Below are 25,250 nucleotides of genomic sequence, written 5' to 3'. Positions count from 1 at the left end.
CGGTCGTGTGTGCGGCGACGCGCACACGGTACCCACGAAAAAGGCGCAGCGATGCGCCTTTTTCGTTTTTTGCGGTACAGTCGCAGCACTTGCCGCCCGTTCGGAGCCTGTGCCCGGCGCGCGGCCCTGTGTTGCATGAAACAAAGATGACGAAGCCGCCGAAAATTCCCGAATCCGTTCTTGTCGTGATCTACACGCCCGACCTCGATGTGCTCGTGATCAAGCGTGCCGACCAGCCCGATTTCTGGCAATCGGTGACCGGCTCGAAGGACGCGCTCGACGAGCCGCTCGCGCTCACCGCCGCGCGCGAAGTGGCCGAGGAAACCGGCATCGCGATCGGCACGTTGGACGTGCCGGCCAGCGCGCTCGTCGACTGGCGCCACCGGATCGAATACACGATCTATCCGCAATACCTGCACCGCTATGCACCGGGCGTTACGCGCAACACCGAGCACTGGTTCGGCCTGTGTGTGCCGCATCGCGTCAGCGTGACGCTGTCGCCGCGCGAGCATGTCGACCATGCGTGGCTGCCGTTCCGCGAGGCGGCCGCGCGCTGCTTCTCGCCGTCCAATGCCGAGGCGATCCTGCAATTGCCCGCGCGCGTGGCACTCTCGCGCGCGCCGCACGGCTCGTCCGCATGACCGCGGAAGCCCGCAAGCGCTTCGCGCAATTGCGGCAGATGTTCCTGCAGGAGCGCGGTTCCGCGTCGCGGCTCGCCTTCACGTCGGGCAACACCGTGCGGCTGTGCGAGGGCGGCGGCGCATTCTTCCGGGCACTGATCGAGCGGATCGATGCCGCCCGCGAGCAGGTGATGCTCGAAACCTACATCTTCTGCGACGACGCGGCCGGCCGGCCGGTGTCGGACGCACTGATCCGCGCCGTGCAGCGCGGCGTCCGAGTGCGCGTGATTACCGACGGCATCGGCACCGCACGCCTGCCGTTGTTCGACACGTGGGTGGCGGCCGGCGTCGAGCACTGCATCTACAACCGTTTCCTGTTCGGCCGTTTCGGCTTCTCGCGCACGCATCGCAAGCTCGCGGTGATCGATCACGCGGTCGCGTTCTGCGGCGGCATCAACATCATCGACGACTACGCGCAGAACGGCACGACGCTGCCGTTTCCGCGCTGGGATTTCGCGGTCGAGATGGCGGGGCCCGCGGTATCCGACGTGCGCGCCGCATTCGAGTTGCAGTGGCACCGGATCATGTTCGGCCACAAGCCGTATGCGCAATACGCGGCCGGGCTGCATGGCGGGGAAGCGTTCCCGGAGATGTTCCGGCGCTGGATGCGCAGCCATCGGTGGGTCAAGGCCGGCGCGCTGCGGGTCGTGACGGAGGCGAGCGTCGCGTTCGTCGCGCGCGACAACGTCGTGAATCGCCGCGCGATCGAGAAGGCGTATCTCGCGGCGATCGGCCAGGCGCGCCAGCGGATTCTGCTTGCCAATCCGTACTTCATGCCGGGGCGCAAGCTGCGCCGTGCGCTGACGGGCGCCGCGCGGCGCGGCGTCGACGTGCGGATCCTGATCGGCCGCAAGGAGTTCGCGGCGCTCGATACGGCCGTGCCGTTCCTGTATCACGCGCTGCTGCGCGCGGGCGTGCGTGTGGCCGAGTACGACAAGACGATGCTGCACGGCAAGGTGGCCGTGATCGACGACAACTGGGCGACGGTCGGCTCGTCGAACCTGGACGCGCTGAGCCTGATGTTGAACAATGAGGCGAATGTCGTGCTGGTGCGCTACGATGCTGTCACGAACGAACTGCGCGACGCGATCGCGGCCGCGTTCGCCGACGGCCGGGAAATCGACCCCGCCCGGTTCGCTGCGCGCCCGCGCATCGAACGCATGCTGAACTGGCTCGCCTATACGGCGTATCGCGTCGTGATGAAGGCGTTGACGGTCGGTGGTTACGACTGACGCAGACTAAGCGTTTGCTTCAAAATATCTGTCCGCACGTTCGTGCGGAAAAGCCGCTCCGGTCCCGCCGGAATCGCGCAAAATAGCGGCTCGGTTAGACACCGGTTTCTAATAATTTCCTTGTTTCGCGAGCGGCCGCACTCAATAATAGTACGGCCGTTCGATTTTATTCGAACCCCCGAACGGTTACAGAAATAGCTATGCGAAAAGGCGAACAGACGCGTGCCGCGATACTTGAAGCTGCTTTGGACCTCGCCAGCCGTGACGGGCTGGAGGGGCTGACGATCGGCCTGTTGGCCGAACGCATGCAGATGAGCAAGAGCGGCGTGTTCGCGCACTTCGGATCGCGTGAAGACCTGCAGGTCGAGGTCGTCCGCGAGTATCACCATCGTTTCGAAAACGAGGTGTTCTTTCCGAGCCTGCGCGAGTCGCGAGGCTTGCCGCGCCTTCGGGCGATGCTGGCCCGCTGGACGGAGAAGCGCATCCAGGAGGTGACGACCGGATGCATCTACATCAGCGGTGCCGTCGAGTACGACGACCGGCCTGACAGCCCCGTGCGCGAGCAGTTGATCGCGAGCGTGACGGCCTGGCGTGCCGCGATGCTGCGTGCCATTTCGCAGGCGAAAGAAGAAGGCCATCTGCGTGCGGATACGGATCCGGACCTGATGCTCTTCGAGTTGTACAGCTTCACGCTCGGCCTGCATCACGACGCACGCTTCCTGCATTCGCCGGACGCCGTGCGCCTCACGTGGGCCGCGCTGGAAAAGACGATTGTTTCGTATCAGAGCGAGAGCCGTTAGCGGCGCGTGATCCGCCCGCCAGGAGCTCGAGCCGTTTTGCCCACCTTTGGAGAGAGTCATGGGACAGTACGCCGCGCCGCTGCGCGACATGCAATTCGTGTTGCACGAGCTTCTGAACGTCGAAGCCGAAGTCAAGCAAATGCCCAAGCATGCGGACCTCGACGCCGACACGATCAACCAGGTCCTCGAGGAAGCGGGCAAGTTCTGCTCCGAGGTACTGTTCCCGCTGAACCAGGTCGGCGACCGCGAAGGTTGCACGTATGAAGGCGACGGCGTCGTGAAGACCCCGACCGGCTTCAAGGAGGCCTACCAGCAATACGTCGAGGCCGGCTGGCCGGCGCTCGGCTGCGATCCGGACTACGGCGGCCAGGGCCTGCCCGCGTTCGTGAACAACGCGCTCTACGAAATGCTGAACTCGGCGAACCAGGCATGGACGATGTATCCGGGCCTGTCGCACGGCGCCTACGAATGCCTGCACGCGCACGGCGCGCCGGAACTCCAGAAGCAATACCTGCCGAAGCTCGTGTCGGGCGAATGGACGGGCACGATGTGCCTGACCGAGCCGCATTGCGGCACCGACCTCGGCATCCTGCGCACCAAGGCCGAACCCAACGGCGACGGCTCGTACTCGATCAGCGGCACGAAGATCTTCATCTCGAGCGGCGAGCACGACATGTCGAAGAACATCATCCACCTCGTGCTCGCGCGCCTGCCGGACGCGCCGCAAGGCACGAAGGGGATCTCGCTGTTCATCGTGCCGAAGTTCGTCCCGGACGCCGCGGGCGAGCCGGGCGAGCGCAACGGCATCAAGTGCGGCTCGATCGAGCACAAGATGGGCATCCACGGCAACTCGACGTGCGTGATGAACCTCGACGGCGCGAAGGGCTGGATGGTCGGCGAGCCGAACAAGGGCTTGAACGCGATGTTCGTGATGATGAATGCCGCGCGTCTCGGCGTCGGCATGCAGGGCCTCGGCCTCACGGAAGTCGCGTACCAGAACTCGCTCACGTACGCGAAGGAGCGCCTGCAGATGCGCTCGCTGACGGGCCCGAAGGCACCGGACAAGCCGGCCGATCCGATCATCGTGCACCCGGACGTGCGTCGCATGCTGCTCACGCAGAAGGCCTATGCCGAAGGCGCGCGCGCGTTCACGTACTGGTCCGCGCTGCAGATCGACAAGGAGCTGTCGCACGGTGACGAAGCGGTGCGCAAGGAAGCTGCCGATCTGGTCGCGCTGCTCACGCCGATCATCAAGGCGTTCCTGACCGACAACGCGTTCGAGTCGACCAACCACGCGATGCAGATCTACGGCGGCCACGGCTTCATCTCCGAGTGGGGCATGGAGCAGTACGTGCGCGACGCGCGGATCAACATGATCTACGAAGGCACGAATTCGATCCAGTCGCTCGACCTGCTCGGCCGCAAGGTGCTCGGCGACATGGGCGCGAAGCTGAAGAAGTTCGGCAAGCTCGTGACGGAATTCGCGGAAGCCGAAGGCGTGAAGCCGGAGATGGCCGAGTTCATCAACCCGCTCGCCGACATCGGCGACAAGGTGCAGAAGCTGACGATGGAAATCGGCATGAAGGCGATGCAGAACCCGGACGAAGTCGGCGCTGCCGCCGTGCCGTACCTGCGCACCGTCGGCCACTTGGTGTTCTCGTACTTCTGGGCGCGCATGGCGCGCCTCGCACTCGACAACGAAGCGTCGGGCGATCCGTTCTACAAGTCGAAGCTCGCGACGGCACGCTTCTACTTCGCGCGCCTGCTGCCCGAGACGGCGTCGACGATCCGCGCCGCGCGCGCCGGTTCGAAGACGATGATGGAAGTCGACGAATCGCTGTTCTGACGCGAGTCCGGGCGGGGCGCGATGCGCGCCGCCCGGGTCCAACGGTTCCTGGTACTCACTTCGCCGTGCAGCCTCCAACCTCCGCGCTGCACGACACTATCCGGAGACATCCCGTGAGCAATTTCCTGATTCGCAAGGTCGCCGTGCTGGGCGCCGGCGTGATGGGCGCGCAGATCGCCGCGCACCTCATCAACGCACGCGTGCCGGTGCTGCTGTTCGACCTGCCGGCCAAGGAAGGCCCGAAAAACGCGATCGCGCTGAAGGCGATCGAGAACCTGAAGAAGCTGTCGCCCGCGCCGTTCGGCGTGAAGGACGACGCGAAGTACCTCGAAGCCGCGAACTACGAAGACGACATCGCGAAGCTCGCCGAGTGCGACGTCGTGATCGAGGCGATCGCCGAGCGGATGGACTGGAAGCACGACCTGTACAAGAAGGTCGCGCCGCACATCGCACCGAACGCGATCTTCGCGACCAACACGTCGGGCCTGTCGATCACGAAACTGTCCGAAGGTTTCTCGGACGAGCTGAAGTCGCGCTTCTGCGGCGTGCATTTCTTCAACCCGCCGCGCTACATGCACCTCGTCGAACTGATCCCGACCGCGCACACGCGCCCGGAGATCCTCGACCAGCTCGAGACGTTCCTGACGAGCATCGTCGGCAAGGGCGTCGTGCGCGCGAAGGACACGCCGAACTTCATCGCGAACCGCGTCGGCATCTTCTCGATCCTCGCGGTGATCACCGAGGCCGCGAAGTTCGGCCTGCGCTTCGACGAAGTCGACGACCTGACCGGCAGCCGCCTCGGCCGCGCGAAGTCGGCGACGTTCCGCACCGCGGACGTGGTCGGCCTCGACACGATGGCGCACGTGATCAAGACGATGCAGGACAACCTCGCCGACGATCCGTTCTTCCCGGTCTACCAGACGCCCGCCGTGCTCGCCGAACTGGTGAAGCAGGGCGCGCTCGGCCAGAAGACGGGCGGCGGTTTCTACAAGAAGGAAGGCAAGGCGATCAAGGTGCTCGACGCGAAGACGGGCACCTATGTCGACTCGGGCGCGAAGGCGGACGAAACCGTCGGCCGCATCCTGAAGCGTCCGCCGGCAGAGCGCCTGAAGCTGCTGCGTGAAACGGATCATCCGCATGCGCAGTTCCTGTGGTCGATCTTCCGCGACGTGTTCCACTACATCGGTGTGCATCTCGAGTCGATCGCCGACAACGTGCGCGACGTCGACCTCGCGATCCGCTGGGGCTTCGGCTGGAACGAAGGCCCGTTCGAAGGCTGGCAGGCCGCCGGCTGGAAGCAGGTCGCCGAGTGGGTGCAGGAAGACATCGCGGCCGGCAAGGCGCTCGCGAACGTGCCGCTGCCGTCGTGGGTGCTCGAAGGCGCGGTTGCAGAGAAGGGCGGTGTGCACACGGCCGAAGGCTCGTGGGCGCCGGCTGCGCAGCGCTTCGTGCCGCGTTCGGACCTCGCGGTCTACGGCAAGCAGGTATTCCGCGCGCCGCTGTTCGGCGAAGCGGGTGCCGATCCGAAGACCTACGGCAAGACGCTGTTCGAGACCGACGCGGTGCGCGCATGGGTCGACGACCGTGCGGGTGAAGACGACGTCGTGATCGTGTCGTTCAAGTCGAAGATGAACACGATCGGGCCGAGCGTGATCGACGGCCTCGTGCAGGCGATCGAGCTCGCGGAGAAGGACTACAAGGGCGTGGTGATCTGGCAGCCGACGTCGCTGAAGCTCGGCACGCCGGGCGGCCCGTTCTCGGCCGGCGCGAACCTCGAAGAGGCGATGCCCGCGTTCATGATGGGCGGTGCGAAGGGTATCGAGCCGTTCGTGAAGAAGTTCCAGGAAGGCATGCTGCGCGTGAAGTACGCGAACGTGCCGGTCGTCGCGGCCGTGTCGGGCATCGCGCTCGGCGGCGGGTGCGAGCTGATGCTGCACAGCGCGAAGCGTGTCGTGCACGTCGAGAGCTACATCGGTCTCGTCGAAGTGGGCGTCGGCCTCGTGCCGGCGGGCGGCGGCCTGAAGGAAGCGGCGCTGCGCGCAGCGGATGCCGCGACGGCCGCGAACGCGACCACCGACATCCTGAAGTTCGTCACGAAGTCGTTCGAGAACGCGGCGATGGCGAAGGTCTCGGCGTCTGCGCACGATGCACGTGCGATGGGCTACGTGAAGCCGTCCGACACGATCGTCTTCAACGTGTTCGAACTGCTCGACACCGCGAAGAAGGAAGCGCGTGCGCTGGCCGCTACCGGCTACCGCGCACCGCTGCGCGCGAAGGACGTGCCGGTCGCAGGCCGCTCGGCGATCGCGACGATCAAGGCATCGCTCGTCAACATGCGTGACGGCCGCTTCATCAGCGACCACGACTACCTGATCGCGAGCCGCATCGCCGAAGCCGTGTGCGGCGGCGACGTCGAAGCCGGCAGCCTGGTCGACGATCAGTGGCTGCTCGCGCTGGAGCGCCGTGCGTTCGTCGAGCTGCTCGGCACGCAGAAGACGCAGGAACGGATCATGGGCATGTTGCAGACCGGCAAGCCGGTGCGTAACTGAGCGAGCGGATAAGGCAAGGAGTCTCAAATGAGCAAACAATTGCAAGACGCATACATCGTCGCCGCCAGCCGCACGCCGATCGGCAAGGCCCCGCGCGGTGTCTTCAAGAACACGCGCCCGGACGAGCTGCTGGTCCACGCGATCAAGTCGGCGGTTGCGCAGGTGCCCGGCTTCGACACGAAGCTGATCGAAGACGCGATCATCGGCTGCGCGATTCCGGAAGCCGAGCAGGGCCTGAACGTCGCGCGCATGGGCGCGCTGCTCGCCGGCCTGCCGCAGACGGTCGGCGGCGTGACGGTCAACCGCTTCTGCGCGTCGGGCATCACGGCGCTCGCGATGGCGGCCGACCGCATCCGTGTCGGCGAATCGGACGCGATCTTCGCGGGCGGCTGCGAATCGATGAGCATGGTGCCGATGATGGGCAACAAGCCGTCGATGTCGCCGCACATCTTCGATCGCAACGAAGACTTCGGCATCGCGTACGGGATGGGCCTGACGGCCGAGCGCGTCGCCGAGCAGTGGAAGGTGAGCCGCGAAGACCAGGACGCGTTCTCGGTCGAGTCGCACCGCAAGGCGCTCGCCGCGCAGCAGGCCGGCGAGTTCAACGACGAGATCGCCGCGTACACGATCACTGAGCGTTTCCCGAACCTCGCGACCGGCGAAGTCGACGTGAAGACGCGCGAGATCGCGCTCGACGAAGGTCCGCGCGCGGATACGTCGATCGAAGGCCTCGCGAAGCTGCGCACGGTGTTCGCGAACAAGGGTTCGGTCACGGCCGGCAACAGCTCGCAGACGTCGGACGGCGCGGGCGCGCTGCTCGTCGTGTCGGAGAAGGTGCTCAAGGAATTCAACCTGACGCCGCTCGCGCGCTTCGTGAGCTTCGCGGTGCGCGGCGTGCCGCCGGAAATCATGGGCATCGGCCCGAAGGAAGCGATTCCGGCCGCGCTGAAGGCCGCCGGCCTGAAGCAGGACGATCTCGACTGGATCGAGCTGAACGAAGCGTTCGCCGCGCAATCGCTGGCGGTGATGCGCGACCTCGGCCTCGACCCGTCGAAGGTCAACCCGATGGGCGGCGCGATCGCACTCGGCCACCCGCTCGGCGCGACCGGCGCGATCCGCGCGGCGACCGTCGTGCACGGCCTGCGCCGTCGTAACCTGAAGTACGGGATGGTCACGATGTGCGTCGGCACCGGCATGGGCGCCGCGGGCATCATCGAACGCCTGTAAGCAGGACGCGACGAAAAGCGACGACGGTGCGCGGGCCACGAGCTCACGCACCGTTTTTCCATTCCGGTAGAGGAAAGTCAAAGGAGACGGTTGTGGCGGAAATTCAAGTGGAACGCGCCGAAGGCGTAATGACGATCACGATCGCGCGCCCGGCGAAGAAGAATGCGCTGACGGCGGCGATGTACCAGACGATGGCCGATGCGCTCGCGGACGCGCAGGAAGACAAGGCGATCCGCGTGATCCTGCTGCGCGGCAGCGACGGCAATTTCACCGCGGGGAACGATCTCGAGGATTTCCTGAAGGCGCCGCCGAAGGACGATGCCGCTCCGGTGTTCCAGTTCCTTGCGCAGATCAGCAGCGCGAGCAAGCCGATCGTGGCCGCGGTGCCGGGCCTGGCGATCGGCGTCGGCGTGACGATGCTGCTGCACTGCGATCTGGTGTACGCAGCCGACACCGCGACGTTCTCGCTGCCGTTCGCGCAGCTCGGGCTGTGTCCGGAAGCCGCGTCGAGCGTGCTGCTGCCGCGCCTGGCCGGCCATCAGGTTGCGGCCGAGAAGCTGCTGCTCGGCGAGGCGTTCGACGCGCTGGAAGCGCACCGGATTGGCATCGTCAACCGCGTGCTGCCGGCTGCCGAACTCGACGCGTTCGCGGCGAAGCAGGCGGCGAAGCTCGCGGCGCTGCCGGCGGCATCGCTGCGTGTGACGAAGGCGCTGCTGAAGGATACGGGCGGTGTGGCGACGTCCGCGCGGATGGCCGAGGAAGCAGGCCACTTCGCCGCGATGCTGCGCGCGCCGGAAGCGCGCGAGGCGATGACGGCGTTCTTCGAGAAGCGCAAGCCGGATTTCCGTCAGTTCGACTGACGGAGCAGGCCGCGCCGGCGGTGGACCGCCGGCGCGCTGCCGCGGACGCGATCAGGCGGTGCCGTAGTCGACGTGGCCGGTTTCGCGGCAGAAGCTGACGAGCCGCAAGCCGGCCGCCTTCGCGATTTCGATCGCGAGCGACGACGGCGCGGAGATCGTCGCCACCAGCGGGATGCCGATCCGTGCGGCCTTGCGCACGAGCTCGTAGCTCGCGCGGCTCGACAGGAACACGAAGCCGTCGGTCGCGTCGGCGCGCGACAGTACGAGCGAGCCGATCAGCTTGTCGAGCGCATTGTGGCGGCCGACGTCCTCGAACGCCATCCGGATCGCGCCTGTTGCGTCGCACCACGCGGCCGCGTGCAGGCCGCCCGTGAGTTGCGTGAGCGCCTGGTGGGCCGGCAGTGCCTGCGCCGCGCGCGTCAGCGCGTCGGGTGCCAGGCGTGCGAGAAAGCCCGTATCGGGCACGCGTTCGGGCGCGAGGTCGAGCAGGTCGATGCTTTCGATCCCGCATACGCCGCAGCCCGTGCGCCCTGCGAGCGCGCGGCGCCGGTCCTTCAGCGCGGCGAACGCCTGCTGGACGACTTCCAGGTGGACTTCCGCATGCGGCAGCGGCGCGTCGGCGTGCAGGATCACCTCGATGTCCTTGATGTCGCTGCCGCGCGCGACGATCCCTTCCGAAATCGCGAAACCGACCGCGAACGCTTCGAGGTCGCATGGCGTACACATCATCACTGCGTGCGAGATGCCGTTGAAGACGAGTGCGACTGGCCATTCCTGGCCCACGTAGTCGTGCGCGGTTTCGACGGCGCCGCCGCGCGTGCGGCGCACGGACAGTTCGATCGCGCCGCGCGGTTCGTCGCGCATGTCACCGGATTCGGTCGGATTCACGAACACTCCCGTTGATTCAGCGCGCGGGCGGCGGCAATCGTATCCGCCGCCCGCGCGCAGAGGTTCTAAAATACCTCAGGCAAGCCGGCCGCGCCGGCATCCGCCACGTCAGGTAAGGATCATGGGACTCAGCGACGCTCCACTGCTATTCACCTTCGAACACGAATCGTCGGAAAACTTCACGTACATCCCGATGATCGTGCGTTTCAATCTCGACCGCTTCGGTCTGCGGATTTCGCTGGAGCAGTGGCAGCTGCTGCCGCTCGAGGACCGCAAGCTGCTCGCGCGCTTTCCGGCCGACGACGACACCGCGATCGAGCCCAACTTCGATCACGCGCTGTTCGAAATGCTGCGCACGCACGCGGATCTGGAACCATCGTGGTTCCAGCCGGACGAGCGGCCGACCTGGCGTGCCACCGACATCGTGCCGGAGTCGCTCGTGCAGCAGAGCGCGCTGGCCGGGCTGATGGCGCCCGAGCTCGCGCAGTGGCAGCGGCTCGCGCCGTTCCAGCGCTACGTGCTGGTGAAGCTGTCGCGCAAGCCGAAGCTGAACCACGATTTCCTGCCCGCGATGCGGGAGTTCGGGCTGACGGCCACGCACTGAGGTGGCCGCAGGCAGGTAGAGGGCGCCGTCGTGCGGCGCTTGCCCGTCAGAGCGGCGGCAGTTGCCGCGGCTTGCGGTCGGGGCCGGTCGCGACGTAGGTGAGTGTCGCTTCGGTGACCTTCACGACTTCACCCATCAGGCGCATGCGCTGGGCGTACACCTCGACGTCGACCGTGATCGACGTGTTGCCGGTGCGCGTGATGGTCGCGTAGAAGCTCAGCAGATCGCCGACGAACACCGGCTGCTTGAATACGAACGAGTTGACCGCGACGGTCGCGACGCGGCCGTTCGCGCGCTGGCTCGCGGGGATCGAGCCGGCGATGTCGACCTGCGACATGATCCAGCCGCCGAACACGTCGCCGTGGACGTTCGCGTCGTGCGGTTGCGGGACGACGCGCAGCGCGGGCTGCTTTTGCGGGAGGTCGAGGGTCGAATCGGTCATGGCGGGGCTTTCATCCTGTAATAAACATGCCGCCTTGCGCAGTCCGGCCGGCGAATGCGCCGGCAGCGGCGCGAAGCGGCTTCTGCGACAATACAACGTTCGCAAATTGTACGAGAAAGTGAGCGAGCCGGCCGCCGATGCACGCGCCCGGCACTGCCGCCGATCCTTCCCCCCATGCGCCGATTTCCTGCTTCCGGCGAGCCCGCGCCGGCTTCGACCGGGCCCCGCAACGACTGGCAGACCATCCGGTCGCTGCTGCCGTACCTGACCACCTACAAATGGCGAGTCGCGCTCGCGCTCGCCTGCCTGATCGGCGCGAAGGTCGCGAATCTCGGCGTGCCGGTCGTGATGAAGCGCATCGTCGACCACCTGTCCTACGTCCAGCAGATCACCGCGCTCGGCCGCGCGGAGCAATCGGCCGGCATCGTGCTCGCGGGCGGCGTGGGGCTGCTGGTCGTCGCGTATGCGTTCGTGCGGCTGTCGACGTCGCTGTTCACCGAGCTGCGCGAGATCCTGTTCTCGAAGGTCACCGAGAGCGCGGTACGCCAGCTTGCGCTGCAGGTATTCCGGCACCTGCACGGACTGTCGCTGCGGTTTCACCTGGAGCGCCAGACGGGCGGCATGTCGCGCGACATCGAGCGCGGCACGCGCGGCATCCAGCAGCTGATTTCGTATTCGCTGTACAGCATCCTGCCGACGCTCGTCGAGGTCGGGCTCGTGCTCGGCTTCTTCGTGGTCAAGTACGAGGCCTATTACGCCTACGTGACGTTTGCGGCGCTGGTCACGTACATCGTGTTCACGGTGAAGGTCACCAACTGGCGCACGCATTTCCGCCGCACGATGAACGAACTCGATTCGCGCGCGAACTCGCGGGCGATCGATTCGCTGATCAACTACGAGACGGTCAAGTATTTCGGCAACGAGGAGTGGGAAGCGCAGCGCTACGACGAGAACCTGAAGCGCTACCGCAAGGCCGCGATCCGTTCGCAGAATTCGCTGTCGGTGCTGAACTTCGGCCAGCAGGCGATCATCGGTACGGGGCTCGTGTTCATCCTGTGGCGCGCGACGCAGGGCGTGCTCGCGGGCAAGCTGACGCTCGGCGATCTGGTGCTGATCAACACGTTCATGCTGCAGCTGTACATTCCGCTGAACTTCCTCGGCGTCGTCTATCGCGAGCTGAAGCAGAGCCTCACCGACATGGACCGGATGTTCGGGCTGCTGTCGTCCGCGAAGGAAGTGGCCGACCTGCCCGATGCTCGGCCGCTCGCGGTCGCCGGCGCACAGGTGCGCTTCGAGCACGTGAATTTCGCCTACGAGCCGGCGCGGCAGATCCTGCACGACGTGTCGTTCACGATCGACGCGGGCACGACGACCGCGGTGGTCGGCCACAGCGGCTCGGGGAAGTCGACGCTGTCGCGGCTGCTGTTCCGTTTCTACGATCTCGACCGGCAGGCGGGCGGCGCAATCCGGATCGACGGCCAGGACATCCGCGACGTCACGCAGGACTCGCTGCGCGCTTCGATCGGGATCGTGCCGCAGGACACCGTGCTGTTCAACGACTCGATCTACTACAACATCGCGTACGGCCGGCCGACCGCGACCCGCGACGAGGTGATCGCGGCCGCGCGCGCCGCGCACATCCACGATTTCATCGAAAGCTTGCCGAAGGGTTACGACACGCCGGTCGGCGAGCGCGGGCTGAAACTGTCGGGTGGCGAGAAGCAGCGCGTCGCGATCGCGCGCACGCTGTTGAAGGATCCGCCGGTGCTGCTGTTCGACGAGGCGACGTCGGCGCTCGATTCGCGCTCGGAGCGTGCGATCCAGCATGAGCTCGACCAGATCGCGCGGCATCGCACGACGCTCGTGATCGCGCACCGGCTGTCGACGGTCGTGCACGCGCAGCAGATCCTCGTGATGGATCACGGGCGGATCGTCGAGCGCGGCACGCACGACGAACTCGTGCGCGCCGACGGGTTGTATGCGCAGATGTGGGCGCTGCAGCAGCAGCGCGCGGCGGCGGGCGGGGAAGAGGCCGAGGCCGCTTAAGCGAGGGTGCCGCCGACGCGGTGCGGTGCCGTCACGGCCGGGTGACCTGGCGGAGCGTCCGCGACATTGTGATCCCGGATGGGTCCGCCGCCCAATGGCCGGGCAGTCATCGGCCTGTCAGGGCATCGGCCGCCGAACCGCCGCTCGGCCGCGACGCGATCAGCTCGCCGCGCGCAGCCGCGCGTCGAGTTCGCCGAGCTGCGCGGGCGTGCCGACGTTTTCCCAGATCCCTTCGTACAATTCGCCGGTCGCGCGACCGGCTTCGATCGTCGCGCGATAGTACGGCGTCAGCGCGCGCCGCGTGCCGGGCGCGAGATCGCGGAACATCCGCGTGTCGTACAGGCCGATGTTGCCGAACGTGAAGCGCGCGGCGCCGTCGAGCGCCAGGCGGCCGTCGTCGCCGAGCGCGAAGTCACCGGCCGGGTGGAACGGCGGGTTCGGCACCATCACGAGGTGCATCGCCGGCGAGTCGAGCGCGGCCATCCGGGCAGCGCGCGGCGCGAGCGTCCGGTAGTCGAACGCGCAGTACACGTCGCCGCTGACCGCCGCGAACACGACCGGTTGCCCGTCGCGCTCGAGCCGCGGCAACGCCTGCGCGATGCCGCCCGCGGTTTCCAGTGCGTCGCCCTCGGCCGAATACGCGAGCCGCACGCCCCAGCGCGAACCGTCGCCGAGCGCGGCCTCGATCTGTTCGCCGAGCCACGCATGGTTGATCACGATCGTCTCGATGCCCGCGCGCGCGAGCGCTTCGATCTGCCACACGATCAGCGGCTTGCCGCCTGCTTCGAGGAGCGGCTTCGGGCGGGTGTCGGTGAGCGGGCGCATCCGTTCGCCGCGCCCGGCGGCGAAAATCATCGCCGTGGTCAGGGTAGTGCTCATGTTCGGCCGGGTATCAGGGCGCTATGGGGCAGTCAGAACGTATAGCCGACGTCGGCCGGCGCGTTGCCCTCGAGCTCGTCGAGCAGCTTCGCGAACGGCACGAGCGGGCGGTAGCGCAGCGCGACCTTGCGCGCATACGTGATGAAGCGCGGCAGGTCGTTCAGGTAATGCGGCTTGCCGTCGCGGTAGTTGATCCGCGCGAACAGGCCGAGTACCTTGATGTGGCGCTGCAGCCCGATCCATTCGAGCTGGCGGTAGAACTCGCCGAAATCGGGATCGACCGGCAGGCCGGCCTTTTTCGCCTTTTCCCAGTAGTACGCGAAGCAGTCGAGCTCGAACTCCTCGTCCCAGCTGATGAAGGCGTCGCGCAGCAGCGACACGACGTCGTACGTCAGCGGCCCGTAGACGGCGTCCTGGAAATCGAGGATGCCCGGGTTCGGCTCGCACACCATCAGGTTGCGCGGCATGAAGTCGCGCAGCATGAAACCTTGCGGCTGCGCATGCGCGCTGGCGACCAGCAGCGCGAAGGTGCGGTCGAGCGTGCCGCGCATCGCGTCGGTGACGGGCTTGCCGAGGTGGCGGCCGACGAACCATTCGGGCATCAGCTCCATCTCGCGGCGCAGGAATGCCTCGTCGAACGGCGGCAGCACGTCGGGCAACGACCTGAGCTGGAAGCGGATCAGCGCGTCGAGCGCAGCGTGCATCAGCGGCCGGGCGGCGGCCGGGTCGGCCGGATCGAGCACCGAGATGTACGACGTGCGGCCGAGATCGGACACGAGCATGAAGCCGGCGTCGAAATCGTGGGCGAGTACCTCCGGCACGTGGTTGCCGGCCGCGGCGAGCAGTTGCGCGACCTGGACGAATTCGCGGCACTTCTCGGGCGGCGGCGCGTCGACGGCGATCAGCGTGCCGCCGGGGCTCGTGGCCGACGCGACACGGAAATAGCGGCGGAAACTGGCGTCCGACGACGCGGGCGCGAGGGTCGACAGGTCGAGCGCGTAGCGCTCGGCGAGCGGGTGCAGCCACGCGGTGAGCGCTTCGAGGCGGGCGTCGGGCTGGGATGCGGCGGATGGGGGCGTCATGAAACTCGGAGGAGGGGGGGACGTCTTGCCATATAATACCCCACGACTTTTTTGACGCGCCCCGCGTCAGCTTTCCGCCGTGCAGGCCCGCCGCCTGTCGCGCCGTCACCCGATCGCCTCCCCGGTTTGCGCTCAGCCGCAGTCGCGGTGCGACGGCGCGGCCCGCCGTGCGCGAATGTGCCGCGACGGCGCGGTTGACAAGGGGCGATTCGCCAAACGATAGATGCCGCCCAAACCGCTATTCCCGAATGTTTTCCCCGGTGACGGGGCGCCGCGCAAACGGCGGCTCGCGCTCGCGCTCCTGGCCGTGCCCGGCCTCGTGCCGGCCGTGTCGTACGCGCAGCTGTCGGGCGCGGCCGCGCAGCCGCAGCCGCTCGACTCGCCGTGGGATCTGCGTCTCGCGCCCCAGCTCGAGGATCGTCCGCTGAAGGACGGCGCGAAGCCGGCCACCTTTGTGATCGCCGACCACACGAGCGGCACGGCCGAGCAGGATCTTGCCGCGAAGGGTTCGGCCGAGCTGCGGCGGGGTGATGCCGTCGTGAAGGCCGATGCGATTCACTACGATCAGGATACCGACATGGCCGATGCGTACGGCCAGGTCAGGGTGAACAATTCCGGCACGTCGTTCGTGGGCCCCGAGGCGCACCTGAAGATCGAGGCGAACCAGGGCTTCATGACGGCGCCGAAGTACCACTTCAACATGACGGGCGGGTCGGGCAGCGCGGAGCGCGTCGACATGGTCGACAACGAGCGCTCGGTGTTCGTCAACGGCACCTACACCGCGTGCCAGTGCTCGACGAACCCCGCGTGGTACATCAAGGGCAGCCGCTTCGACTTCGACACGGGCGCCGACGAAGGCACCGCGCGCAACGGCGTGCTGTTCTTCCAGGGCGTGCCGATCTTCGCGAGCCCGTGGATGACGTTCCCGCTGTCGGGCGAGCGGCGCAGCGGCCTGCTGCCGCCGACGTTCTCGATGAACTCGAGCAACGGCTTCGAGCTGACGCTGCCGTACTACTTCAACATTGCGCCGAACCGCGACCTGACGCTCACGCCGCGCATCATCTCGCGGCGCGGCGCGATGATGGAAGCGACGTTCCGCTACCTGTCGCCGTCGTATTCGGGCACGTTTACGGCCAATTACCTGCCGGATGACCGGCTCGCGCACCGCAACCGCTACGCGATCTACTGGCAGCACCAGCAGAACTTCGGCGGCGGCTTCGGCGGCTACGTCTACTACAACAAGGTCTCGGACAACCTGTATCCCGAAGACCTTGGGTCGATGAACCAGTTCATCAACGGGACGCAGACGCTGTACCAGCAGGAAGCGGGCCTCACGTACAACAACGGCCCGTGGTCGGTGCTCGCGCGCTACCAGCACTGGCAGACGCTGCCGCCGTCGATCGCGCCGTACAGCCGCGAGCCGCAGTTGAACGTGAAGTACACGAAGTACAACGTCGGCGGCTTCGACTTCGGCGCGGAAGCCGACTATTCGCGGTTCCGCATCACGACGGCCGATGCGACCCAAGGCGACCGGATCGTCTTCAACCCGTATATCGCGTACGGCGTGTACGGCCCCGGCTACTTCGTCGTGCCGAAGGTCCAGTACCACTTCGCGTCGTACGACCTGAACTACCTGTCGTCGACCACGCCGAACAGCCCGAAGCGCTTCACCGAGTCGATCCCGACCGTGAGCTTCGATTCGGGCCTGATCTTCGACCGCTCGGTGCGCCTGTTCGGGCAGGACTTCATCCAGACCCTCGAGCCGCGCCTGTACTACGTGTACACGCCGTATCGCGACCAGTCGAACGCACCGCTGTTCGACACCGCGGAATCGGACTTCGGCCTCGCGGAGATCTATCAGCCGAACACGTTCGTCGGCAACGACCGGATCGCCGATGCGAACCGGATCACGGCCGGCCTGACGTCGCGCTTCATCGATCCGCGCACCGGCGACGAGCGCGCGCGTTTCGTGATCGCGCAGCAGTACTACTTCGCCGATCAGCGCGTCACGCTGAATTCCGGCCAGAGCGCCGTGCTGGCGCGCCACTCGGACCTGATCGTCGGCGCCGCGCTGAAGCTCGGCTCGGGTTTCATGTCCGAGACGGCGTTCCAGTACAACCAGAACAACAACCAGCTCGTGAAGTCGAGCGTCGGTTTCGGCTACAGCCCGGGCGAGCGCCGCGTGATCAACGTCGGCTACCGCTATACGCGTTCGAACACCACGCTCGACAACCAGCCGATCAACCAGTTCCTGGTGTCCGCGCAATGGCCGCTCACGCGCCGCCTGTATGCGATCGGCCGCTTCAACTACGACCTCGCCGGCGATCGCGTGGTCGACGGTCTGGTCGGCTTACAATACGACGCGGATTGCTGGGCGCTCGGGGTCGGGGTGCAGCGGGCTGCGAACGGCATCAATTCGTCGGGACAGCAGAACTCGTCGACGCGCTTCATGATGCAGCTGACGCTCAAGGGCCTGTCGACCGTCGACAACGGCCTCGTGTCCGCATTCCGCGCGGGGGTGCCGGGCTACACGCCGCTGCCGCCGCCGCCGCCGCCGATGTCCCGCTTCAGCAACTACGAGTAACGCCGGCTTGTCTGCACCGGTCAGCACGATTTCAATGGAGTTCCAGTGGCAATGAAGAAAACCCTTCGTTTCGCGGCAGTCGTGTCCAGTCTCGCTGCGGCCGCCGCGCTGCTCGCCGCCGCGCCGGCCGCGGCGCAGGCGCTCGGTTCGCAAGGTGCGCAGCTCGCCGACGAAGTCGTCGCGGTCGTCAACAACGACGTGATCACGGGCCGCGAACTCGACCAGCGCGCCGGCCTGATCGCGCGCCGGCTGCAGCAGCAGAACGCACCCGTGCCGCCGACCGACCAGCTTCGCGCGCAGGTGCTGAACCAGATGGTGCTCGAGCGTATCCAGGTGCAGAAGGCCAAGGACGACGGGATCCGCATCGACGATGCGACGGTACAGTCCACGCTGCAGCGTCTCGCGCAGGCGAACGGCATGACGCTCGACCAGTACCGCGCGCGTCTCGAGGCGCAAGGCGTGCCCTGGAGCATCTTCACGAGCGACGCACGCACCGAACTGATGCTGTCGAAGCTGCGCGAGCGCGAGGTCGACGGCAAGATCACCGTGTCGGACGCCGAGGTCGCGAACTACATCGCGAGCCAGCGCGGGCCGAGCGCGTCGCAGCAGCAGGACCTGCGCTTCCAGCACATCTTCATCAAGGCACCGACCAACGCGCCGCAGGCCGACATCGAAGCCGCGCAGAAGAAGGCTGACGCGTTGCTGCAGCAGGCTAAGTCGGGTGCCGATTTCGAGAAGCTCGCGAAGAACAATTCGGAAGCGAACGACGCGAAGAAGGGCGGTGACCTCGGCTTCAAGTCGCCGAGCGCGCTGCCGGCCGACGTCGTCGACGCCGCATCGAAGCTGCGCCCGGGCCAGGTCAACCCGACGCTGATCCGCGTGCCGGACGGCTTCGAGATCGTGCGTCTCGTCGATCGTCGCCAGAGCCAGGGCGCGTCCGCCGCGGCACCGAAGATCGTCCAGACGCACGTGCGCCACATCCTGTTGCGCGTGGGCGAAGGCAAGTCGGAAGGCCAGGCGCGCCAGCAACTCGCCGATATCCGCAGCCAGGTCGAGGCCGGCGGCGATTTCGCGAAGTTCGCGCGCACCTACTCGCAGGACGGTTCGGCGTCGCAGGGCGGCGATCTCGGCTGGATCAGCCCGGGCGAGACCGTGCCGGAATTCGAGCGCGCAATGAACAACCTGCAGGACGGCCAGATCAGCCAGCCGATCCGTACCGAGTACGGCTATCACCTGATCCAGGTGCTGAGCCGCCGCGACGCGGAAGGTTCGGTGCAGCAGCAGATGGATATCGCGCGTCAGGCGATCGGCCAGCGCAAGGCCGAGCAGGCTTATGCCGACTGGCTGCGCGAGCTGCGTGATTCGTCGTACGTGCAGTACAAGATCGGCGGCGTCGGCCCGGCGAACTGAGCGAGCTTCAGATGACCACGCCCGCGCTGCAGATCGCGATCACGACCGGCGAACCCGCAGGGGTCGGCCCGGAACTGACCGTGCAGGCGCTGCGTGATGCCGCGCAGCGTTGGCCCGACGCGCATTTCACCGTGCTCGGCGATGCGGCGCTGCTTGACGCGCGTGCGGCGGCCGTCGGCGCCGACCGGGCCACGCTGGCCGGCAGCGGGCCGGTGTCGGTCGCGCATCACGCGCTCGCCGTGCCCGCGCAAGCGGGCAAGCTGGACGCGGCGAACGGCCCGTACGTGCTCGGGCTGCTCGACGCGGCGATCGACGGCGCGCTGGCCGGCCGGTACGACGCAATCGTCACCGCGCCGCTGCAGAAGAGCACGATCAACGATGCGGGCGTGCCGTTCACCGGCCATACCGAATACCTGGCGGAGCGCACGCATACGCCGCGTGTCGTGATGATGCTGGCCGGTACCGGCCACCAGCCGCTGCGCGTCGCGCTCGCGACCACGCACCTGCCGCTGAAGGACGTGTCGGCCGCGCTGACGGTCGACGGGCTCGTCGAGACGCTCGCGATCATCGATCGCGACCTGCGGCGCGACTTCGGTCTGGCCGCGCCGCGCATTCTCGTGACGGGCCTGAACCCGCACGCGGGCGAGAACGGTTATCTCGGCCGCGAGGAGATCGACGTGATCTCGCCGGCGCTGGCCCGCGCGAACGCGCAGGGCATCGACGCGCGCGGCCCGTATCCGGCCGACACGCTGTTCCAGCCGCGCTATCTCGCCGATGCCGATTGCGTGCTAGCGATGTTCCATGACCAGGGTCTGCCCGTGCTGAAGTATGCGACGTTCGGCGAGGGCATCAACGTGACGCTCGGGCTGCCGATCATTCGCACGTCGGTCGATCACGGCACGGCACTCGATCTGGCCGGCACGGGCCGCGCGGATCCCGGCAGCATGATCGCCGCGCTCGACACGGCCGTCACGATGGCGCGCCACCGCCGCACGGCCTGACGCGGCCCGGCTTCCCCTCATTCGTCGTATTTTTCGTTTTACTCAGTCGATGTCGAACAGTAGACAGCACCAAGGCCATTTCGCGCGCAAGCGCTTCGGGCAGAACTTCCTCGTCGATCACGGCGTGATCGACTCGATCGTCTCGACGATCGGCCCCGCGCGCGGCCAACGCATGGTCGAGATCGGCCCGGGCCTCGGCGCGCTGACCGGGCCGCTGATCGAGCGTCTCGCGACGCCCGAGGCGCCGCTGCATGCGGTCGAGCTCGACCGTGACCTGATCGGGCGCCTGCAGCAACGCTTCGGCGCGCTGCTCGAGCTGCATGCGGGCGACGCGCTCGCGTTCGATTTCCGGTCACTAGCGGCACCCGGCGACAAGCCGTCGCTGCGGATCGTCGGCAACCTGCCGTACAACATTTCCAGCCCGCTGCTGTTTCACCTGATGACGTTCGCCGAGGCGGTCATCGACCAGCACTTCATGCTGCAGAACGAAGTCGTCGAGCGGATGGTCGCGGAGCCGGGCACGAAGGCGTTTTCGCGTCTGTCGGTGATGCTGCAGTACCGCTACGTGATGGAAAAGATGCTCGACGTGCCGCCGGAATCGTTCCAGCCGCCGCCGAAGGTCGATTCGGCGATCGTCCGGATGATTCCGTACGAGCCGCACGAACTGCCGGATGTCGATCCCGTGCTGCTCGGCGAAGTCGTCACCGCCGCGTTTTCGCAGCGCCGCAAGATGCTGCGCAATACGCTCGGCGACTATCGCGAGACGATCGATTTCGACGCGCTCGGCTTCGATCTCGCGCGCCGTGCGGAGGATGTGAGCGTGGCCGAATACGTCGGCGTGGCGCAGGCGCTGGCGAAGATGCGCAAGGCCGCAGAGTAACGGCAGCGCGCGCGTCATGCGCGTGTCGCACGCCGGCTCGAGGTTCACAAGGCTGCCCTGGCGGGCGGCCTTTTTCATTTTCCCCGCGCCGTTTTCGTCGATGTCGGACCGCGACCGGGCGGCGTTACGCGCGCCTGCGTGGCGGCGCGTTGACGAGTGCGATGCCGGTCAGCACGAGCGCGGCCGCGGACATGAAGCGCCAGCCGACCGATTCGCCGAGCAGCAGCACGCCGAACGCGACGCCGAAGAGCGGCGACAGGAACGTGAAGACGGACAACCGCGACGCGCTGTAGCGCGTCAGCAGCCAGAACCACGACAGGTAGCTGACGAACGCGACGATCACCGACTGGTACGCGAGGCTCGCTACCGCGACCGGCGTGACGTGCGCGAACGACACCTGGCCGAACAGTGCGGCAAGTGCGATCAGCACGACTGCCGATACCGCGAGCTGGTAGAACAGCGTCTTGCTCGCGCTCGCCCGCGCGAGCGCCGTCGAGCGCACGACGACGGTCGTCGCGGCCCACATCGCGCCGCCGAGGATTCCGAGCGCGTCGCCGGCGAGCCCGGCCAGCACGGATGCGCCGGGGGTGCGCGGCTTCAGGAAGCCGTCCGCGAACGCGAGCGCGATGCCGGCGAATGCAAGGCCGACGCCGGCCCACTGCGTACGTTGCAGCCGTTCGCCCGGTGCGAACAGGTGCAGGCCGAGCGCGGTGAAGCACGGTGCCGTGTACAGGAAGATCGCCATGTGCGACGCGCTCGTCAGCGTCAGCCCGAAGAACACGCAGATGAATTCGCCGGCAAACAGCGCACCGGCCGCGAGGCCCGCACCGAACGTGCCGTCCGCCTGAAACAGCGGCGTACCGCGCGAGCGGGCCCAGCCCCACAGCAGCACCGCTGCGATCACCGAGCGCAGCCCGGCCTGGAACATCGGCGCGATCGCGGCGTTCGTGCTCTTGATCGCGACCTGCTGGAAGCCCCAGATCGCGCACAGCAGCAGCATCAGGCCGACGGCGCGCATGTCGAGCGCGCGGCGCACGGGGGCAGCGGCGAGCGTGCTCATCGGCGAACCTCGCCGGTTCGGTACGGCGGCTGCGAGATCGGGAGGGTGGCGCATCCGGCGCGCTCGAATCGGCGGTTTCGCACGGCAGTGTGGCGGTAGGGAAGAGTGGGTGGTCGCGTTCGGGCGGTGTGTCGCATGCCCGCTTTTGGTGCGAGGTGGAAGGATGTTACCCGATCGGCACGGTAGCCGGGCGAGCCGGATCGTGCTGTTTTGCGCCGTTGCGCCTGCACCGGTCGGTGCCGATGGGCCGTATAGGCCGGGCTCCGGCCAGACGCCCCCGGCTGGGCGCCCCCGGCTAGGCGCCCCCGGCGAAGTTCACCCGACTCTGGTAGAGTTCCCGGTTCTGGAAAGTCCCCACAGGAGTACAACACATGCGATTGCTGCATACGATGCTGCGAGTCGGCGATCTCGACCGCTCGATCAAGTTCTACACCGAATTGCTCGGCATGAAGGTGCTGCGCCGCGACGACTATCCGGAAGGCAAGTTCACGCTCGCATTCGTCGGCTACGAGGACGAAAGCACGGGCACCGTGATCGAGCTGACCCATAACTGGGATACGCCGGCCTACGATCTCGGCAACGGATTCGGCCACCTCGCGCTGGAAGTCGACGACGCGTATGCGGCCTGCGACAAGATCAAGGCGCAAGGCGGCAAGGTCACGCGCGAAGCGGGCCCGATGAAGCATGGCACGACCGTGATCGCGTTCGTCGAGGATCCGGACGGCTACAAGATCGAGTTCATCCAGAAGAAGGCGCACTGAGCGCCGGATGAACCGGGCCGCGGCGTGCGATGTGCGCCGCGGCCGCAAAAAAGGGCGGTGCGGGGTGACCCGCATCGCCCTTTTTCGTTGGCGGCGAAGCCGTGCGCGTCAAAGCGACGGCAGCAGCTCGGGCGGGTGATGCTTGAGCGTGTGCCGCGCTTCGCGGAACTCGGGGAAGATCGATTCGACGGTCTGCCAGAAGGCGGGGCTGTGGTTCATTTCGCGCAGGTGCGACAGCTCGTGCGCGACGACGTAGTCGACGATCGACATCGGGAAATGGATCAGCCGCCAGTTCAGGCGGATCTTGCCGTCGCTGGAGCAGCTGCCCCAGCGCGTCGCGGCCGACGACAGCGCGTACATCGCATACGTGACGCCGAGCTTCTCCGCGTAGACCGCGAGGCGTTCACCGAAGATTCGCCTGGCTTCGCCCTGCAGCCAGCCCTGCACGCGATCCTTGATCTGCTGCATGTCGGCCTGCACGGGCAGCGGCAGCGAGAGCCGCAGCGCATCGGCGTCGAATGCGACGGCGCCTGCGCCGAGCGCGATCGTCACCGTCTTGCCGAGATAGGGCAGCTGCGCGCCGTCGCGCCAGTCGATCTGCGGCAGCGCGCGCTGCTCGGTGCGTGTCTTCCACTCCGCGAGCTTTGCGAAGATCCAGCGTTGTTTCTCGGAGATCGCGGCTTCGATGTCGGCGAGCGTGACCCAGCGCGGCGCGGTGATCGACAGCCCGCTGCCGTCGATCGTGAAGCCGATCGTGCGGCGCGCCGAGCGCTTCAGGCGGTATTCGAGCACACGGCTGTCGAGTGCGAACGTCCGCACGCGCGAGCGGTCGGGCGCCGGGCCCGGATCGAGCGGCGCGGCGGGTGCCGCTTCGGTCGGTGCGGGCGGGGTGGCGGGCGCCGACGGTGCGGCGGCCGGCCCGTCGAAGAGCGGCAGATCCATCTGGCGATGATCGAGGGCCACGACGGCAGGCCGTGGCCGCGGACGCTGTTTCATCAGTTCGCTTCTTTTTGTCGTACGCAACGGCTGCAACCTGGGGGCGTCAGACACGCGCGGCATCGCGCGTGCCGGCGTTGCCCGCCTGGCGATACGAATCCGGATCGATCCGGCGCATTTCCGCTTCGATCCATGCTTCGACCTGCGAGTTCAATGCATCGGGCGTCAGCCCCTCGCTGGGAATCGGCTTGCCGATCGACACGGTGACGACGCCCGGGAATTTCGTGAACGAGTTGCGCGGCCACACCCGACCTGCATTGTGCGCGATCGGCACGACCGGTGCGCCGGTTTCGATCGCGAAGCGCGCGCCCCCCGTCTTGTACTTGCCCTGCTTGCCGACCGGCGTGCGCGTGCCTTCCGGGAACATGATCATCCATGCGCCTTCCGACAGGCGCTTCTTGCCCTGGCGGATCACCGACACGAATGCATTCTTGCCTTCCTTGCGGTTGATGTTGACCATGTGCAGCAGCCCGAGCGCCCAGCCGAAGAACGGCACGTACAGCAGCTCGCGCTTGAACACGTAGCAGAGCGGCCTCGGCATCAGCGCCGGAAACGCGAGCGTCTCCCATGCGGACTGGTGCTTCGACAGCAGCACGGCCGGGCCGTCGGGCAGGTTCTCATAGCCTTCGATCCGGTAGCGGATGCCGTTCAGCCAGCGCACGACCCACAGCGTGGACTTGCACCAGCCGGCCGCCATCCAGTAGCGCGCGTCGGGTCGCATGAACGGAAAGGCGATGAAGCACGCGGTGGCGTACGGCACCGTGTACAGGATGAAGTAGATCAGCAGCAGCAGGGAGCGGACGAAGCGCATCGGCGTAAGTCTGGCGTTAGGGAGGATGCGCGTGGCGGCTGCATCACTCGTGTTCGTGTGAAAGGAAATCGAGCGCGAAGGCGCGCAGGTCGTCATGGACCTTCGTACCGGGCGGCAGGTTGCCGGCGGCGAGCGTTTTCTTGCCCTTGCCGGTGAGCACGAGGTGCGGACGGAAACCGACCGCGACGCCGGCCTGCAGGTCGCGCAGCGAATCGCCGACGACCGGCGTGTGATCGGGATCGATCTCGAAGCGCTCGGCGATCATCTGCATCATGCCGGGTTTCGGCTTGCGGCAGTCGCAGTGATCCTCGGCCGTGTGCGGGCAGAAGAACACGGCGTCGATACGTGCGCCGACCGCGGCCGCCGCGCGATGCATCTTCAGATGCATCTCGTTGAGCGTGGCCATGTCGAACAGCCCGCGACCGATGCCGGACTGGTTGGTCGCGACGACCACGCGATAACCCGCGTGGTTGAGCCGGGCGATCGCCTCGAGGGCGCCGGGCAGCGCGATCCATTCGTCGGGCGTCTTGATGAACGCATCCGAATCGACGTTGATCACGCCGTCCCGGTCGAGGACGACGAGCTTTCGGTTGGGGCTGGTCGGCATCGTGC

22 protein-coding genes are annotated in these 25,250 nt (G+C 67.0%); 14 read left to right on the top strand and 8 right to left on the bottom strand.

The features are described 5' to 3' along the window. Window positions 1-146: 146 nt before the first annotated feature. From nudB to HAV18_RS30585, 7 genes are all read left to right on the top strand, one after another. Window positions 147-641, top strand: coding sequence for a dihydroneopterin triphosphate diphosphatase (gene nudB, locus HAV18_RS30615; protein WP_166963563.1), 495 nt, complete (start codon window positions 147-149; stop codon window positions 639-641). Continuing rightward, window positions 638-1,912 carry a cardiolipin synthase ClsB gene (gene clsB, locus HAV18_RS30610; protein ID WP_166963561.1) on the top strand — a complete coding sequence of 425 codons (1,275 nt, stop codon included), beginning with the start codon at window positions 638-640 and terminating at the stop codon, window positions 1,910-1,912. The genes nudB and clsB overlap by 4 nt, the downstream gene beginning before the upstream one ends. A 200-nt stretch (window positions 1,913-2,112) precedes the next feature. Continuing rightward, window positions 2,113-2,712 carry a TetR/AcrR family transcriptional regulator gene (locus HAV18_RS30605; protein WP_166963559.1) on the top strand — a complete coding sequence of 200 codons (600 nt, stop codon included), beginning with the start codon at window positions 2,113-2,115 and terminating at the stop codon, window positions 2,710-2,712. A 58-nt stretch (window positions 2,713-2,770) separates the two neighbouring features. Beyond that, window positions 2,771-4,558: an acyl-CoA dehydrogenase C-terminal domain-containing protein gene (locus HAV18_RS30600; RefSeq protein WP_166963557.1), complete on the top strand. Its 1,788-nt coding sequence runs from the start codon at window positions 2,771-2,773 to the stop codon at window positions 4,556-4,558. A gap of 113 nt (window positions 4,559-4,671) precedes the next feature. Further along, entirely contained in the window at window positions 4,672-7,107 is a 2,436-nt protein-coding gene (locus HAV18_RS30595) for a 3-hydroxyacyl-CoA dehydrogenase/enoyl-CoA hydratase family protein (protein WP_166963555.1), read from the top strand. Window positions 7,108-7,134: 27 nt separating this feature from the next. Next, a complete protein-coding gene (locus tag HAV18_RS30590) occupies window positions 7,135-8,334 on the top strand; it encodes an acetyl-CoA C-acyltransferase (protein ID WP_043190603.1) in 1,200 nt (399 codons plus the stop codon). A 92-nt stretch (window positions 8,335-8,426) separates the two neighbouring features. Beyond that, window positions 8,427-9,194, top strand: a complete 768-nt coding sequence (locus HAV18_RS30585) for an enoyl-CoA hydratase (protein WP_166963553.1) — start codon at window positions 8,427-8,429, stop codon at window positions 9,192-9,194. A gap of 51 nt (window positions 9,195-9,245) precedes the next feature. On the opposite strand, the gene fdhD is transcribed toward HAV18_RS30585, so the two are convergent. Continuing rightward, complete coding sequence (fdhD, locus tag HAV18_RS30580) at window positions 9,246-10,088, bottom strand: formate dehydrogenase accessory sulfurtransferase FdhD (RefSeq protein WP_407062444.1); 843 nt, start codon at window positions 10,086-10,088, stop codon at window positions 9,246-9,248. A 115-nt stretch (window positions 10,089-10,203) separates the two neighbouring features. Between fdhD and HAV18_RS30575 the strand changes: the two genes are divergently transcribed. Further along, entirely contained in the window at window positions 10,204-10,686 is a 483-nt protein-coding gene (locus tag HAV18_RS30575) for a nitrate reductase associated protein (protein ID WP_166963549.1), read from the top strand. A 46-nt stretch (window positions 10,687-10,732) separates the two neighbouring features. Here the strand turns inward: HAV18_RS30575 and HAV18_RS30570 are convergent, their stop codons facing one another. Continuing rightward, the gene (locus HAV18_RS30570) at window positions 10,733-11,128 is read right to left on the bottom strand and encodes an acyl-CoA thioesterase (protein WP_043190612.1); all 396 of its coding nucleotides are present in this window, start codon (window positions 11,126-11,128) and stop codon (window positions 10,733-10,735) included. A gap of 174 nt (window positions 11,129-11,302) precedes the next feature. Here HAV18_RS30570 and HAV18_RS30565 point away from each other — a divergent pair, with 174 nt between their 5' ends. Continuing rightward, complete coding sequence (locus HAV18_RS30565) at window positions 11,303-13,174, top strand: ABC transporter ATP-binding protein/permease (RefSeq protein ID WP_166963547.1); 1,872 nt, start codon at window positions 11,303-11,305, stop codon at window positions 13,172-13,174. 159 nt (window positions 13,175-13,333) lie between these two features. Here HAV18_RS30565 and murU read toward each other — a convergent pair whose 3' ends face one another. Together murU and HAV18_RS30555 are read right to left on the bottom strand one after the other, a co-directional pair. Continuing rightward, entirely contained in the window at window positions 13,334-14,053 is a 720-nt protein-coding gene (murU, locus tag HAV18_RS30560; RefSeq protein ID WP_166963545.1) for an N-acetylmuramate alpha-1-phosphate uridylyltransferase MurU, read from the bottom strand. A 32-nt stretch (window positions 14,054-14,085) separates the two neighbouring features. Beyond that, a complete protein-coding gene (locus tag HAV18_RS30555; protein ID WP_166963543.1) occupies window positions 14,086-15,135 on the bottom strand; it encodes an aminoglycoside phosphotransferase family protein in 1,050 nt (349 codons plus the stop codon). A 223-nt stretch (window positions 15,136-15,358) separates the two neighbouring features. On the opposite strand from HAV18_RS30555, the gene HAV18_RS30550 reads away from it, so the two are divergent. From HAV18_RS30550 to rsmA, 4 genes are read left to right on the top strand one after another with little or no spacing between them, the layout of a single operon-like run. Continuing rightward, complete coding sequence (locus HAV18_RS30550) at window positions 15,359-17,719, top strand: LPS-assembly protein LptD (RefSeq protein WP_166963541.1); 2,361 nt, start codon at window positions 15,359-15,361, stop codon at window positions 17,717-17,719. Between the two features lie 51 nt (window positions 17,720-17,770). Then, window positions 17,771-19,129: a peptidylprolyl isomerase gene (locus tag HAV18_RS30545; RefSeq protein ID WP_166963539.1), complete on the top strand. Its 1,359-nt coding sequence runs from the start codon at window positions 17,771-17,773 to the stop codon at window positions 19,127-19,129. A gap of 11 nt (window positions 19,130-19,140) precedes the next feature. Then, entirely contained in the window at window positions 19,141-20,130 is a 990-nt protein-coding gene (pdxA, locus tag HAV18_RS30540) for a 4-hydroxythreonine-4-phosphate dehydrogenase PdxA (protein WP_166963537.1), read from the top strand. Window positions 20,131-20,179: 49 nt separating this feature from the next. Further along, a complete protein-coding gene (gene rsmA, locus HAV18_RS30535; RefSeq protein WP_166963535.1) occupies window positions 20,180-21,010 on the top strand; it encodes a 16S rRNA (adenine(1518)-N(6)/adenine(1519)-N(6))-dimethyltransferase RsmA in 831 nt (276 codons plus the stop codon). A 124-nt stretch (window positions 21,011-21,134) separates the two neighbouring features. Here the strand turns inward: rsmA and HAV18_RS30530 are convergent, their stop codons facing one another. After that, window positions 21,135-22,070, bottom strand: coding sequence for a DMT family transporter (locus HAV18_RS30530; RefSeq protein WP_166963533.1), 936 nt, complete (start codon window positions 22,068-22,070; stop codon window positions 21,135-21,137). Window positions 22,071-22,441: 371 nt separating this feature from the next. Here HAV18_RS30530 and gloA point away from each other — a divergent pair, with 371 nt between their 5' ends. Further along, on the top strand, window positions 22,442-22,831 hold the full coding sequence (gene gloA, locus HAV18_RS30525; RefSeq protein WP_166963531.1) for a lactoylglutathione lyase: 390 nt from the start codon (window positions 22,442-22,444) through the stop codon (window positions 22,829-22,831). A gap of 108 nt (window positions 22,832-22,939) precedes the next feature. On the opposite strand, the gene HAV18_RS30520 is transcribed toward gloA, so the two are convergent. From HAV18_RS30520 to gmhB, 3 genes are read right to left on the bottom strand one after another with little or no spacing between them, the layout of a single operon-like run. Beyond that, window positions 22,940-23,827 carry a M48 family metallopeptidase gene (locus HAV18_RS30520; protein WP_166963529.1) on the bottom strand — a complete coding sequence of 296 codons (888 nt, stop codon included), beginning with the start codon at window positions 23,825-23,827 and terminating at the stop codon, window positions 22,940-22,942. 46 nt (window positions 23,828-23,873) lie between these two features. After that, the gene (locus tag HAV18_RS30515; RefSeq protein WP_166963527.1) at window positions 23,874-24,638 is read right to left on the bottom strand and encodes a 1-acyl-sn-glycerol-3-phosphate acyltransferase; all 765 of its coding nucleotides are present in this window, start codon (window positions 24,636-24,638) and stop codon (window positions 23,874-23,876) included. Between the two features lie 43 nt (window positions 24,639-24,681). Further along, window positions 24,682-25,245, bottom strand: coding sequence for a D-glycero-beta-D-manno-heptose 1,7-bisphosphate 7-phosphatase (gene gmhB / locus HAV18_RS30510; protein WP_166963525.1), 564 nt, complete (start codon window positions 25,243-25,245; stop codon window positions 24,682-24,684). Window positions 25,246-25,250: the final 5 nt, after the last annotated feature.

This window comes from Burkholderia sp. D-99 (genome assembly GCF_011605345.1).
GTDB lineage: Bacteria > Pseudomonadota > Gammaproteobacteria > Burkholderiales > Burkholderiaceae > Burkholderia.
The sequence above is the reverse complement of the archived record's forward strand: the minus strand, read 5'-3'. Positions and strand labels throughout refer to the sequence as shown.